Source organism: uncultured Aquimarina sp. (assembly GCF_947492405.1).
Taxonomy (GTDB): Bacteria; Bacteroidota; Bacteroidia; order Flavobacteriales; family Flavobacteriaceae; genus Aquimarina.
The window spans coordinates 251,366-264,429 of record NZ_CANLMP010000001.1 but is presented as its reverse complement, the minus strand read 5'-3'; the positions used below and the strand labels follow the sequence as shown (position 1 = coordinate 264,429).

The following is a 13,064-nucleotide window of genomic DNA, read 5'->3' as shown; positions in this document are numbered from 1 at the left end:
ATTTTGCGATTATTGCTGTAACAATTTTTCTAGCTTTTGTAAACGTTTTTCTAACGCATCGTTTGCTTCTTGTTGTTCTTTAATCGCTTTTTCTTGTGCAATCGTATATAATGTAAGTTCCTCTACTTTCTCCAGTAACCTCATATTCATCTCTTTTAGATTCACTCCTTGTGATTCCATTTCTGATGCAGATGGAATATTAGGCAAGTGTCCTTCTTGATCAATATAATCTTCAACTTGTTCTAAAGTTTTTAGTTTATAATCTTCATAGAATACATAATCAGGTGCAAGGACTCCAAGAAGATCAACTTTTACTTCCTGTACGTGTACTTTTCCTTTTACTGTAAGTGCATATCCAGGATCATCTTCTGTCGTACCAATAGCTATTCTGCCGTTAGTATAAATAGCATTTTCAATCAATGCAGTACCATCTTTTACGATAAATTTATGTCCTTGATCTTCTAAATAATCTCCGAATCCAGCAATTACAATTTTAGAGTTTGTTAACGGCATTTGTATCGCTGCCTGATCTTGTCCTTGTCTATCATTATGATCTAATGAAAAAATGTATTGATTTCTATTACTCATATATGAAATTCTTGTGAAATCATCTCGGAAATAATTATCCTGTCTAGAAATTAAATTTTTATCAACTATACTAAACCCTAACAATTCATTAGTACTAGTGCTAGGAGAAACTACAAAATTAAAATTTCTAGTAAAAGGCTTTACTTCTCGACCAATAGTAACTGGCAGCCAATCCTCTGAATTATCCGGAGCTTCTATATCTAACGTTGCAGCCTTTACACTTCCATCGATACTAGCTCCTCCACCCACAGCAAAATTATAACCATCAGGAATGGTATTGGTATTAATACCAAATTGATCCGTAGCGAAGTCTCCGTAGACTAAAGGAGTATCTGAATCCGAATTTTCAATAATTAATTTATTGTTTCCAGTTTCATTAAAACCAGCTCTATATCCAATAAGAATATTTGCATTACCAGTTGAATTCCGTCCAGCATTACCTCCTACAAAAACATTTCTTCTCCCATCAATATTCTCCCTACCGGCAAAAGTACCTAAAAACGTATTAAAATTTCCAGAAGCATTACTGAACCCAGCAGAGTTCCCGTTAAAAACATTATTACTTCCTTCTACATTATTACGACCAGAATTTCGTCCTACAAAAACATTTGTTTGTCCTGTAGTATTACTCTGACCAGAGTTTGCTCCAAAAAAACTATTATTATTGGCTGTATTATCACGTCCAGAATTTCCACCAAAAAAACTATTATTATTTCCTAGCTCTCCAGAGTTAACTCCTTGATTTGTAGTGTTATTTTGTGCAAAAGTGACAAATGAGGTAAATGCAAATACCACAAATAGTTTAGTAGTTATTATTCTCATACATTCTTTTTTAAAATTGCGTATATACGCAATTATTGATTCCTATAAATTTTATTAATTCCCTTCGTATTTCGTATTAGCATATTCTAATACTGTTGTAGTAATATCTACTCCGTCTTGAGCAAACATAATATTACCATTACCTTGAGTTCCAAGTATGATTTTATATTGATTAGCTTCTCCGTATTCCTTAATATATTGATTCAGTCGATTCCAGACTTGTTGGCTCATTTCATTAGAAAAATACTCGTTAATTTTTCTTAACTCTTGATCTTCTGATCTTAGCTGATTTTCTAATGCAGTAGCTTTTTCTGTATTTTTCTGTTCTTTGAAGATTGAATAGATCGTATACAGACTATCAAGTTTTTTCTTTTGTTTTGTAATTTTCTCATTGTTGATCTTTCCAAGATCCTTAGACATGTTAAACCCATTAAACAATGTAACATTGTCAACATAAACAATATTAGATTCGGATCTATTAAAAAAAGAAAATAGGACGAATATGGTAATTAAGAGCAAAACATTGCATATTACCAGCAAAGCGGTGTAATTTTTTTTCAAGATGGTTAACTTTTATTTTGGGAGGGCAAATATATGTTAAAAAAAATAAAAAAATAAGTTAAAACCGTAAAGTTTTTAATGTTTAATTATCTAATAATAATTAATTCAAAAACGTATGATTTCTTCAAAAATTTATTTAAAAAATTATAAACAACTATTACCCAATACATTAATAATTAATTAATATCGTTTTATTATTCAAATATTCAATAAATAATAAAGCATTTTACTTTTCTCCATATATTTATGTCTTTAACAATTGAAATGTTACCATGAAAATCCGTTTTTTTTCAAAAAAAATAAAGTCATAAAAATACCGTGATACAATTTAACGTATCACAGCCTTATTTCTAACACTATATTGTGAGATTAAACACTAATTATTTGTTACTACTTTCAGTACCTAATAATTATCTTTTAATTAGCCTTTTTAAAATCTTTGACGTCTTTTTGGAATTGCAGAGTTATCTTATCTAGAGAAATACTTTTTACTTTAACCCCTTGTATATCGGCTCCATTCCTCACTCTTTTTAAAACGCCATTAACTCGTAACAATCCTAATCTAGATGTACTCTCTTTTGATTTTATAAAACCTAAATATTCAATTCTAGGCCAGTTCTTAGATACAACTGTTTTGGATCGTGACTTCTTTTCAGGCTTAGAAGAAACAAATACTTTAGGCTTTCTTTTACTCATGGTTTTACCTAAAAAAGGATCTCTATTTGGTATATTGAGATTAAAAGTATCTTTCTTTCGTAAAAATATTTTCGGAGGATTAACAAGAGCATCTGCTGTAACTACTACATCATTGGTTAGGAAATATGGAGCGGCAAACTTGTAAATGACCACTCCCCAAATCAGAGCAACTGCTATAATCAAAACTTTATTAATCTTTTTCTTTTGCATTAATTAATAATAATTTGATTTGCAGCACTAAACTCACCAGAATTTCCGGCATCATCTTCGCCTTTTACTCTCCAAAAATAAGTGTCGGCTACCGTAAAAGTAAATGTATACTCATCTGCAGTAAGCGGATTGGAATTTGTTTCTATAACGTCATTAAAACTATCATCTGTAGCTATCTGGATGGTGCTTGTTATTCCAGATGTAATGGCTCCTGTATCCGTATAGGACCATTTAAAACTGATTTCTTGATTTACGGAACCTGTCTGCCCTGTAGTTGGTTCTGTTAAAACTGGTTCTGGAGGATTCTGAGTATCTATAGAAAAGAAATTCGAAAAAAACATGGTCATACTTGAATCATTTAAAGCTTGTATTTCCCATTTATATCTAGCATCTTCTGGTATTACTGAATTTCCTATGGTAATAGATGTGCCGCTAATATTATTATCATCATTATCAAAAATAAGGGTTTCCGAAGTTTCATTTATTTTCGAAATCTTGATCTTATAAGAAGTAGCTGTACTAATTGATTGCCAAGAAAAAGTAATATCCGTATTATTTAGAAATTCCTCATTAAGAGGACGTTCTAATGTTACTACTTGATCAGAAAGATCTATTGACGAAATTACCTCAAAATCTGAATTAAAAGAATATGCTGTCTGGTATGCAAAATTTTCTCCTCTTACTCTCCATTGATACGATCCTGGATTCATAGTATAATCAAAAAGAGTAGTATTAACAAGAGAATCTAAGATAATGCTGTTTGAAACTTTATTGTTAATTTGTATGCGATACTCATCTGCTCCATCAATTCCGTTCCATCTAAACTGCACAGAATTTCCTTGAATCTGTGCCATATCCTCTGGTGCATTAGTCGTTACAATATCATTGGTAATATCATCTTCAATAATATCATCACAGCCTGTAAAAAAGCTTACGCACACAATAGCAATATAACTAACGTATTTTTTCATAATTCTGAAATATAATTTGTTCAAATAATTTTTTTCTTCGTGTTCTTGGTTCTTTTTCAATATAAAACTGAAGACTTACCACTCTAGAAAAATCAAAAGCTTTTTCATAATTATAGGTAGTTTTTAAAAGATCTCCATAATTACCAGTTAGAATTAACCGATTCGTATAAATATTGAAATATTCATCACTAGCTTTATGAATTGCTTCTAGTTTTACTAATTGAGTATCCGAATTTATTTCGGTAAATGTATTTAGAATTTCTTGCTGAACTATATCTGGGTTTGCGACCTCCTTACCTATTAGCTTATCTAAATATGATACTTCTGCAATCAAGTTAGTAATGCGCTGTTGAGAGTTACTTACTTTCTCTAATTTCTGCTTAGACTCTTCTAACAGTTGAGCTGCATCTATGGTCATGCTAAAGGATCGTTTATATGCTGTTATACCTAAAACTAACATCAAGGCTAATAACGCAAAAAACTTCTTTTTATATGATAGGTTCTCAAACATCGAATTTCAGTATTAATTTAATTTTAAAAGAATTCGTTCTGTTCTCTCTTTGAAAATCAATAATCTCTAAGTTATTGATCCATGGTTCTCTTTTAAGTTCTTTTATCCAAGATGTAAATTCAGCATTAGAAGAAGCCGTTCCTTCTAATTCTATAAGGTTATTACTAAAATTAATTCGCTGTTCTGCTTTAATTTTAGATGTAGTTGGGAATATATTCAACACCCTTAAATTAATTTCTGATGGAACATTTTTAGTGATCTCAGCAATATAAAAGCTTAAAAAATTACTATCACTAAGTCCAGATTGCTTTAATATTGCTTCTTTATTCTCTTTGTCTTTTTCTAAAGAAACTAATTTAGAATACGCTACATTTTGCTGACCTAACTCAACCTGTATTTTATGATGTGCTTCTTGATAATGACCTAATAAAAGGTAGCTTATCAATAATGAAACTAAGAAAAATGAAAGTGTAAAAACTCCTAAAACATTAAATGCTTTCTTAAAGGCGAATTCTTCCTTTCTTAAGGACATTGTATCAGATTCGGAACTAATAGCATCATTTGGATACAAGTTATTAAGTCCGTTTGCAAAACAAAGGATATCTATGTTAGATAAAGTTTCATCACCGATAGTATATTCAAAAGTGTTCCGTTCCTGCTTTTTTTCAAAATTTATTAATGAATAATCTTTATTAAAATGTAAGATGTTATTTTTTGTATGCACCTCCTTTTCTTCCATAAGAGGGCTCAACGAAGTCATAACAAAAGGACCAATAGTAAAATCAACTATAGAAATCTGCGCTTTATCAAATAATTCTATTTCCTTGTCTACTATTGCTGTTCTTGCTACAGAAACAAAAATTTCTTGTTCTTGTCTATATTCATTCCAATAGAAATCATTAGGATCTGCATTGAATATTATTTTTGATTGATATCCTACATCATTTTTTACCTGCTTAGACAATATTCCCATACCGGTTATTGCAAGTATAACAGGTTTGTTTTTAGAAAGCTTTGTTAACAATTCTTCAAAGCTTTGCGTAGTATATCGATCTACAATAGTCAGGTTATTTTTTTTCTTCTGAATTTCGACCAAACTATACTCTTTCTGATCAGTATCCAAATGAATCTGAACAGATTGAATTCTGCTTCCGGAAAGGATATTATTTAGAAGTTTAGGAATCATTAGTAAATTACTGTTGGCTTAATAAATACGTGCAATTTTGATTTATCTCTGGCTTTTCTTTTACTGCTAAAAAACCATTTTATCACTGGTATTCTTGATAAAACAGGAGTACCACTACCCGAGTTTTCTCGTTCTAATTCATCTAGTCCTCCTAATAATATCATTTCATTATTTCGTACTCTAATCAATGATTCGAATTTTTGAGTAGACTTGCTTGGTGGGGCATTCTCTCCTGCTCTACCTAAAAAGGCACTTTTTTCTACTGAAATTTCCAAAGTTACATGCTCATCCAGAGATACGAAAGGTTTTATGTTTACACTTAAATTTGCCTCTGTTGGTTTCCATTGACCAGATTGCAGAATATTATCATTGACTCCAGTGTTGATTAACCTATTTGTTTGTTCAAAGTAATAATCGGTTTCTCCAATAGAAATACTTGCTTCATGCCCACTCAATGTAGCGATCTTAGGTGTTGATTTTAGATTCACAATAGAATTGTTTTCCAGAGCACTAAGATTGGCATAGAAGTTTTTAGTTACTTTACCAATATTAATAATTCCAAGTCCATTAAACGCATCTATTAATTGATTGATTGAACTAGAGTTTACTGTAACATCTGTGTTAGGAAAAATTACTCCTCCTGTTTTTATATCTTCTGAACCATCACCCAGAATTCCTTGTAACCCTGTCTGAATGTCATAGGATTTGTTATACTGAACTACAAGTACTTCTATTTGTACCAAAGGCACTACTTTATCCAGTTTACGAATAACTTGCGCTAATTCCATAATAACTGGTTTTGATCCAGAAACCAGCATTCCGTTTAATTCCACAAACTCCTGAACTTCTACATCTTGAGTCAAGGATTTAGGTAATGTTGCTAACACAGATTCGATAGTTCTATTCTCTAGTTGGATTAACTCTGTAGTTCTTAACCCTGCTGTAGTTTCTTTTCCGATAAGGTAAAACTCATCGGACTTGTTAACTGCAAATTTCTTTCCTCTAAATACATGTTCTAATAAACTATCAAAATCTATTTCTTCAGAAAAAATTGTTGTGATAATTTCATCAGGTTTGTCATACATTGCATAACCAAGCTTTAATAACTCTGCAGCCTGAGTAATTATTTCCGTCGCATTAGCATCAAATGCTTTTATGTTCAAATACCCGTTATCGTTTAATTTAATCTCCAAATCACCAGAAACATTTTTAGCAGAAGATCTTGATGAAGACCTCCTTCTACTATTATTTCTACTTCCGTTATTTGTTGGAGTCTGTAACTCTGCATCTTTGGAAAGAAAATAAAAACCATTATCATCTCGCTCAGCGATCAACTGATTAGACTTCGCAATCATGTCAATTACCTGATCAAATGGTCGGTTAATAATATAAGCCGAAATACTCATATTCTTAACATCTGGTGCTAGCACTATATTTTTATTAGCTAATTCTGTAATTTTTGCTGCTACTGATGGTAAAGAATCGTTTTTAAGTTTTACAGAAAGGAAATCATTTTGCTTACTATAGTTAATATCTAATTCTTTTTTAGGCTTTGGTTTGGGTAATTCCTTAACAATTTCTCGTTGTTTAAAAACAATAATATTATTCATAAATTCCACTTCCAGATCATAAGTTCTAATTAGAAAAAGAAAAACATCTTTTACTTTTACGTCAAAAAAGTTACTTGTAACCATTTGACTTAGTCCAGGGTCTGCTACTACATTAAGTTTATGTTCTTCTCCCAATGAGGTTATGATCTCAAAAAGGGTTAAACCAGAAACATCCATTTGAGTTATTTCTTCTAAACCTATCTTTGTTTTGGCAATTTCTTCTAATTTTTCTTCGACCGTCATTTGTGTATTCTGAGCACACAATACCTGGATCGCTAGGAGATAGCTAATTAATAGTATTTTCCTTATCATTCTTTATTTTTCTATAATAATTGAGTATACCTCCTCAATTGATGTTATTCCATTTTGTACTAATCGAATTGCTTTCCCCGACAAACTCGATTCTGTATAATCTGAAATGGATTCTTCCAGATTTGTTGAATTTTTCTTTATTTCCTGAGTTAATACACTATCAATCGGTATGATCTCATAAATTGCTGTTCTTCCTTTATATCCTGTATAGTGACAATGTTCGCATCCTTTAGAAATCCAATGTTCTTTAAGTCCTATAAAAGCATCATTCTTATATTCATTTCCTTCTAAAACGGAATGTTCTTTACAAGAATCACATAATTTTCTTACCAATCGTTGCGCTACAGAAATTTTCAGTGTTTCTGCAATAAGAAAAGCCGGTACTCCCATATCAATTAATCTGGAAATTGTTCCTAAAGCAGAATTTGTATGAATAGTAGATAATACTAAATGACCAGTAAGACTTGCTCTAATTGCCATCTCGGCAGTAGCTCCATCCCTGATCTCACCCAACATAATGATATCAGGATCTTGTCTTAGGAATGTTTTTAATGCACTGGTAAACGTTAATCCAATGTCTTCTCTAAGTTGAACTTGGTTAATTCCTTTTAACGTATATTCAATTGGATCTTCTACCGTAACTATATTGCTGGTAACTTTATTTAATTCTTTTAAGCTAGCATACAAGGTAGTTGTCTTACCAGAACCTGTCGGACCGCTGATCAGTATAATTCCTTTGGATGCTTTTAATGCTTCTTGATATAGTTCTTTTTCCTTTTGTTCCATTCCCAGCTTATCCATACTAAGATGTGCTGTATCTCTTCCTAGTATACGCATCACGATTTTTTCACCGTGCAATGTTGGTAAAATAGAAACTCTAATATCAAATTCATCATAATTAATACGACCATCTTGCGGTAATCTTTTCTCAGTAATATCAAGATTGGATTTGATTTTGATCTTGTTAACTAATTCAAGATAATTTTCTTTTTCTATTTTATATTTCTCAGTAAGTTTTCCATCGATACGATAACGAATTCTGGCTTCATCTTTAAAAACTTCAAAATGAATATCACTACTTCCTATTGCTTTTGCTTCGAAAATCAGTTCCTCTAAAAAATCTTGAGATGTTGATCTGAAGTTTTCCGACTTAGTTGTATTTTGAGTTTTACTAGTATTACCCGTTCTATAATATAAAACCAGCGCTCTATTAATGGTTTCAGGAGTAACCTCATGCAATATCACCGTTTTACCCATGATCAACTCTAACTCTTCTTTGACAGTATCTTTTGCAACAGTTTCTGATATATAAAAGCTAGTGCTGTTTCCTTTATCTTCTTTTGGGACAATCTGATAATTGTGAGCTAAATCTGCATTAATAATTTGCTGCTCTTCTGTAGTTAATGTTATTTCTTTAGCTATATCCATCTTATAAAAAATTAGTAAAGAAAATATCAAAGCCCGAAATGTAACTTCCGATTTTGAGTAAAATTAAATACAACGCTAACAATCCTGCTAACGGAACTAAATCTGTTTTAACTATTAGCTTTATTACTAAAAACCCTAGTATCGAAAACAGCATCCCTGTAATAAAAAATAATATATAATTGTAGGACGAGAAAAAGGGAATTACAGCTATAAAAAACAGTACATCTCCAAGCCCCATATTTCTTTTAAAAGGATTGGTCAGTCTTTTATTTTTAAAAGATAAATACAAATACAATCCGCCAAAAGTAATGATCAGAAAAATCAAGCTATATAGTAAACCAATTATGCTATAGTCATTTTTAAAATAAGGTATCAACCCAATAATTAAAATAAAAATTGGTAATAATATATGAATAGCTCTAAGCTTTAGGTCTTGAATAAATACCAACGAAAGCAATAGTATTAGGGTTATTTGAATAACAGTATCCAACGAATTAATCTTTAACTGTTTCTTTTAATGTCTTTTTTTGATCGATTTCCCAGGTATTATAATTACCATCATCATCAAAATCAGATAAAGAAGTGGCAGAAGCTTTAAACGAGTTTGTAGAAGCTTCTATGATTTCTATTCTATACACTGCTTGACCACCTTGTTCTATAGTCAATACTGGTTCAAAACCTAGTTCGTCAAAATCAGCCGTATATCTAGAATGTCTAAAAAAGTAGTTTTTCTCTAATCCATATAAATGGTTTAGCATACTCTGTGCTTCTATAGATTTTGCCTGAGTAATTACAGAAGTCTGACTTGGAAGTACCATTAGGAGCAAAATACCGATAATACAAAGTACAATCAATATCTCTGTCATAGAATATGCCGCAGCATACCAGTTGTTTTTGCGTTTCATAGGTTTTTCTTGTAATCTTAATGAGTTCATTAAGATTGATTTAGGGGTTGCAAAAGTATTAAATTGTGTTAACAAAATCTAAATTTTTTAATTTCCATTTATAATTTTACTGAGATCAAACATTGGTGCATACATTGCTACCATTATTAAACCAACAATTAGCCCAATGACAATAATTATCAATGGCTCTAGAACTACTCCGATCATTTTGGTTTTATGTTCCACTTCTTCATCATATTCATCTGCCAATCTAGAAAACATAGTATCTAATTCATTAATTTCTTCTGCTACTTCTACCATAGAAATTAATTTATATTCATAAATCTTATGCTTTTTCATAGCTGCAGCAAAGGGAACTCCTTTAATAACATCATTCCTAATAGGATCAATTGAAGATTCTATTGGATAAAAACCAATCATCTTTTTCACCATATCCAGAGATTCTGTTAATGATGTTTTTGATGTCAGTAGTAAATCTAAAAACTGACAATACCTCGCCAGATATACCATCTTAACTAACTTTCCGAAAAAAGGAATTTTCAAAACCAATTTTGACTTGAAATTTCTAAAAGAAGAGTTTTGCCCGTATATTTTAACTAAAAACATACTAGTCAAAACCACAATTAATATCCCAACAAATATGGTCGGAAATTTTTCTGACAATACGATGATATTTTCGGTCAATGCCGGAAGATCTCCATCGAATTGATTAAATACAGATTTAAACATCGGAACCACATAGGTTAACATAAAGTATAAAACTCCTACAGTCAAAACTAAAACAAATGATGGGTACGTAATCACCGAGATAATTTGCTTTCTTAATTTAATCTGACGTTTAAAATATTTATGTAATTCTAATAAAACAGTATCTAATTTTTTAGTTTCCTCTCCTATCTTGATACTGAAATATTCATAGGAAGAAAAAAGCCCTGTATCTTCTAAAGCTTCATAAAAGCTTTTTCCTTTTACAATTTTGGATTTTAATTCTAAAATTAATTCCTTTAACTGCTTCTTTTTTTGTTGATTCGCTAATATCTCTAGAGCAGTCTTGAAATCTACACCTGCATTCAATAGTGTAGACAAATCCTTATACAATACGACCTTCTCCTTTGCGCCGATTTTTTTGGAAAAGCTCAATTCTTGATTAAAGAAACCACTAACAGAAGACGATTTATTATCTGTCTTCACATTAGTGTTTTTATGTATTTTACTTATATCAACTCCCATTACAATTTCAGTTTAAGATTAGGCGCATAATCCTTAGCTATTATAAACTCGATTGGTTCATCAAAAAGCGTTGTTTCAATCATCATTTTGGTAATAAGATCTTCTTTTGTAATGCTATTAAAATCAGATGAAATGGTAAGTTTATTTATAGAAAGAGTATCCAACATATGAACCTGTCTTCTAATAAGATACTTTTCTGTAATTTTATATTCTATTTCTTTATTATTATAAGGAATCACTTTAAATCCTTTATAAGATTTTACAATCCGCTCTGCATTAAAAAAATCAGTTCTTAATTGCACATAACTTGTTGTCAATTCATTTTGTTCATCTATAGACGCTTGATAGTTTACTACCTGCTTTACAAATGAAGCATACGCAAAATATATCAACCCCATTATGATTGACATAATAGTCAGGTTAATTAACATTTCTAATATGGTAAATGCTCTTACCTTACTCATTGCGTTTTTTATTGGCTAACAAATAGTTATATATAATAGTATCGGAAGTTGTTTGCACTATGAATTTTATATTTTTCAATTCATTATTGCTTTGGAAATCTTCAACTACTTTTTTAATTGAATATGTTTTAAACTCATATAATTCATCATCAAAATCTCTGGCTATTCTAGTATCATTAAATAGCTCAGCTACTTTAAACTTCATTCTATACGAATTCAAAGATGAACTACTATTTAAAACAGCTGCATACAACCTAATTGCTACTAATAAACAAGTAGCTATAATCGAAATAGCTATTACCGATTCGATTAATGAACTTCCATCAAGGAAATATTTATTGTATGTTTTTAATTCTTTCAAATCTATTTTCTCCTGTATTTCCAAATAGTGGTAATCTCACAAAATTCTTTGGTAATTCTGTTGCGTCAATTACACCATTTAAGATAACATCTGCATACTTAGAACTTCTAGTTTCTAATTGTAATTTATGTGTATATAAAGAACCAATAATACTGCCCTTTAATTCCATAACACCATTACAATACACATCTCCTACTACTAAAGAGTTTTCATCAATAAAAACAAAATTATTTTGCTTTTCTCTAAAACTCGATCCATTGATTACAATCCCACCATAGATTTCTACATCCTCAGCTATATGAATATTCTTTTTATAATCTCTGGTAGATGCTTCAATTACAATACAAGATGGATATCGTAACTTAACATCTGATTCTATATCAACTCCTTTATCTGCGTAAATTTGTAAACTTCCTTCAAAACCTTCTTCCAATACTACTTTTGGTGCCTGAATAATAACATCTTCAATTTTTGTAGTATCATCAATACGTATCGTATCTCTTGATTTAAAAATAAAATTACCCTTAATGTTTAATCTATCTAGAGATTCCCCTTTATCCAGATATACTATTGCGGTTTTTTGATCGAACGCTCTAAATATTGGCTGGTTTTCCTTTAACTCAGATAAAGTAGTTTCTATAATACTAGTTGGATATTCTAATTTAGGAGAAATTATTTTAGGTAAATTCTGAGATGAAACGCTAATATTTCCATCAAGTTTTGGGTTATTGGCTTGTTGATTACCTAAAATATTTACCACTTTATATCTTTTTTTTGGGAGTCTTACATTTCCCTTGATCTTAGTAATCCCTGAAATTTTAAGTTCCTCTCCAAAATCACATAGATATAGTGCTAATGGATTCGAATCAACAACTTCTCCAATTATATAATTTCTATCAATTGTATCTTTTTTAAAAAAGGCTTTTCCTAATAATTTAGAATACATCCCCCATCTTTCTTTAGTAAACTTGCACATTAATCCATCATTAAATAGATCAGCTTGTTGTGTGCTTGCTTTGTCAAATGATTTTGGGTTTAACAAAAAATAATCAAAACAGGAAGTACAACGATCTATAAGCTGTTCTTTTACAGATTGTCTGGTTGCTAAAGTTTTATTGATTGTGAAGACATATATAAGTCCACCACTGAGAATAGCAATAATCAGACAAACGTAAATAGCATATAATAAAGAACCCGCTTTTAGCATTT

At 30.6% G+C, this 13,064-nt stretch carries 14 protein-coding genes; all 14 read right to left on the bottom strand.

Annotated elements, in window-relative coordinates:
• Positions 1-9: 9 nt before the first annotated feature.
• Positions 10-1,410 carry a tail fiber protein gene (locus tag Q0829_RS01140; protein WP_298538940.1) on the bottom strand — a complete coding sequence of 467 codons (1,401 nt, stop codon included), beginning with the start codon at positions 1,408-1,410 and terminating at the stop codon, positions 10-12.
• A gap of 54 nt (positions 1,411-1,464) precedes the next feature.
• Entirely contained in the window at positions 1,465-1,830 is a 366-nt protein-coding gene (locus Q0829_RS01135) for an OmpH family outer membrane protein (protein WP_366141952.1), read from the bottom strand.
• A 558-nt stretch (positions 1,831-2,388) separates the two neighbouring features.
• Positions 2,389-2,877 (bottom strand): hypothetical protein, encoded by a 489-nt coding sequence (locus Q0829_RS01130; protein ID WP_298538939.1) that lies wholly within the window; start codon positions 2,875-2,877, stop codon positions 2,389-2,391.
• Positions 2,877-3,848, bottom strand: a complete 972-nt coding sequence (locus Q0829_RS01125; protein WP_298538936.1) for a hypothetical protein — start codon at positions 3,846-3,848, stop codon at positions 2,877-2,879. The genes Q0829_RS01130 and Q0829_RS01125 overlap by 1 nt, the downstream gene beginning before the upstream one ends.
• On the bottom strand, positions 3,832-4,359 hold the full coding sequence (locus Q0829_RS01120; RefSeq protein ID WP_298538934.1) for a hypothetical protein: 528 nt from the start codon (positions 4,357-4,359) through the stop codon (positions 3,832-3,834). The genes Q0829_RS01125 and Q0829_RS01120 overlap by 17 nt, the downstream gene beginning before the upstream one ends.
• Positions 4,352-5,545 (bottom strand): PilN domain-containing protein, encoded by a 1,194-nt coding sequence (locus Q0829_RS01115; RefSeq protein WP_298538931.1) that lies wholly within the window; start codon positions 5,543-5,545, stop codon positions 4,352-4,354. Before Q0829_RS01115 ends, Q0829_RS01120 begins: the two co-directional genes overlap by 8 nt.
• Positions 5,545-7,467 carry a type II and III secretion system protein gene (locus tag Q0829_RS01110; protein ID WP_298538929.1) on the bottom strand — a complete coding sequence of 641 codons (1,923 nt, stop codon included), beginning with the start codon at positions 7,465-7,467 and terminating at the stop codon, positions 5,545-5,547. Before Q0829_RS01110 ends, Q0829_RS01115 begins: the two co-directional genes overlap by 1 nt.
• A 3-nt stretch (positions 7,468-7,470) precedes the next feature.
• Positions 7,471-8,895 carry a GspE/PulE family protein gene (locus Q0829_RS01105; RefSeq protein WP_298538927.1) on the bottom strand — a complete coding sequence of 475 codons (1,425 nt, stop codon included), beginning with the start codon at positions 8,893-8,895 and terminating at the stop codon, positions 7,471-7,473.
• Position 8,896: 1 nt separating this feature from the next.
• Positions 8,897-9,385: a hypothetical protein gene (locus Q0829_RS01100; RefSeq protein WP_298538924.1), complete on the bottom strand. Its 489-nt coding sequence runs from the start codon at positions 9,383-9,385 to the stop codon at positions 8,897-8,899.
• 4 nt (positions 9,386-9,389) lie between these two features.
• Positions 9,390-9,830 carry a type II secretion system protein gene (locus Q0829_RS01095; protein WP_298538922.1) on the bottom strand — a complete coding sequence of 147 codons (441 nt, stop codon included), beginning with the start codon at positions 9,828-9,830 and terminating at the stop codon, positions 9,390-9,392.
• A gap of 57 nt (positions 9,831-9,887) precedes the next feature.
• On the bottom strand, positions 9,888-11,030 hold the full coding sequence (locus Q0829_RS01090) for a type II secretion system F family protein (protein ID WP_298538920.1): 1,143 nt from the start codon (positions 11,028-11,030) through the stop codon (positions 9,888-9,890).
• Entirely contained in the window at positions 11,030-11,494 is a 465-nt protein-coding gene (locus Q0829_RS01085; RefSeq protein WP_298538919.1) for a type II secretion system protein, read from the bottom strand. The genes Q0829_RS01090 and Q0829_RS01085 overlap by 1 nt, the downstream gene beginning before the upstream one ends.
• Positions 11,487-11,855 carry a hypothetical protein gene (locus Q0829_RS01080; RefSeq protein WP_298538918.1) on the bottom strand — a complete coding sequence of 123 codons (369 nt, stop codon included), beginning with the start codon at positions 11,853-11,855 and terminating at the stop codon, positions 11,487-11,489. The genes Q0829_RS01085 and Q0829_RS01080 overlap by 8 nt, the downstream gene beginning before the upstream one ends.
• On the bottom strand, positions 11,830-13,062 hold the full coding sequence (locus Q0829_RS01075) for a hypothetical protein (RefSeq protein WP_298538917.1): 1,233 nt from the start codon (positions 13,060-13,062) through the stop codon (positions 11,830-11,832). Before Q0829_RS01075 ends, Q0829_RS01080 begins: the two co-directional genes overlap by 26 nt.
• Positions 13,063-13,064 lie beyond the last annotated feature (2 nt).

Excerpts from the sequence above, each read along its gene's own strand:
- Q0829_RS01140 (WP_298538940.1), bottom strand. The coding sequence starts at position 1,410 with ATGAGAATAATAACTACTAAACTATTTGTGGTATTTGCATTTACCTCA.
- Q0829_RS01125 (WP_298538936.1), bottom strand. The coding sequence starts at position 3,848 with ATGAAAAAATACGTTAGTTATATTGCTATTGTGTGCGTAAGCTTTTTT.
- Q0829_RS01095 (WP_298538922.1), bottom strand. The coding sequence starts at position 9,830 with ATGAACTCATTAAGATTACAAGAAAAACCTATGAAACGCAAAAACAAC.
- Q0829_RS01115 (WP_298538931.1), bottom strand. The coding sequence starts at position 5,545 with ATGATTCCTAAACTTCTAAATAATATCCTTTCCGGAAGCAGAATTCAA.
- Q0829_RS01120 (WP_298538934.1), bottom strand. The coding sequence starts at position 4,359 with ATGTTTGAGAACCTATCATATAAAAAGAAGTTTTTTGCGTTATTAGCC.
- Q0829_RS01105 (WP_298538927.1), bottom strand. The coding sequence starts at position 8,895 with ATGGATATAGCTAAAGAAATAACATTAACTACAGAAGAGCAGCAAATT.
- Q0829_RS01135 (WP_366141952.1), bottom strand. The coding sequence starts at position 1,830 with ATGTCTAAGGATCTTGGAAAGATCAACAATGAGAAAATTACAAAACAA.
- Q0829_RS01085 (WP_298538919.1), bottom strand. The coding sequence starts at position 11,494 with ATGAGTAAGGTAAGAGCATTTACCATATTAGAAATGTTAATTAACCTG.
- Q0829_RS01130 (WP_298538939.1), bottom strand. The coding sequence starts at position 2,877 with ATGCAAAAGAAAAAGATTAATAAAGTTTTGATTATAGCAGTTGCTCTG.
- Q0829_RS01110 (WP_298538929.1), bottom strand. The coding sequence starts at position 7,467 with ATGATAAGGAAAATACTATTAATTAGCTATCTCCTAGCGATCCAGGTA.
- Q0829_RS01075 (WP_298538917.1), bottom strand. The coding sequence starts at position 13,062 with ATGCTAAAAGCGGGTTCTTTATTATATGCTATTTACGTTTGTCTGATT.
- Q0829_RS01090 (WP_298538920.1), bottom strand. The coding sequence starts at position 11,030 with ATGGGAGTTGATATAAGTAAAATACATAAAAACACTAATGTGAAGACA.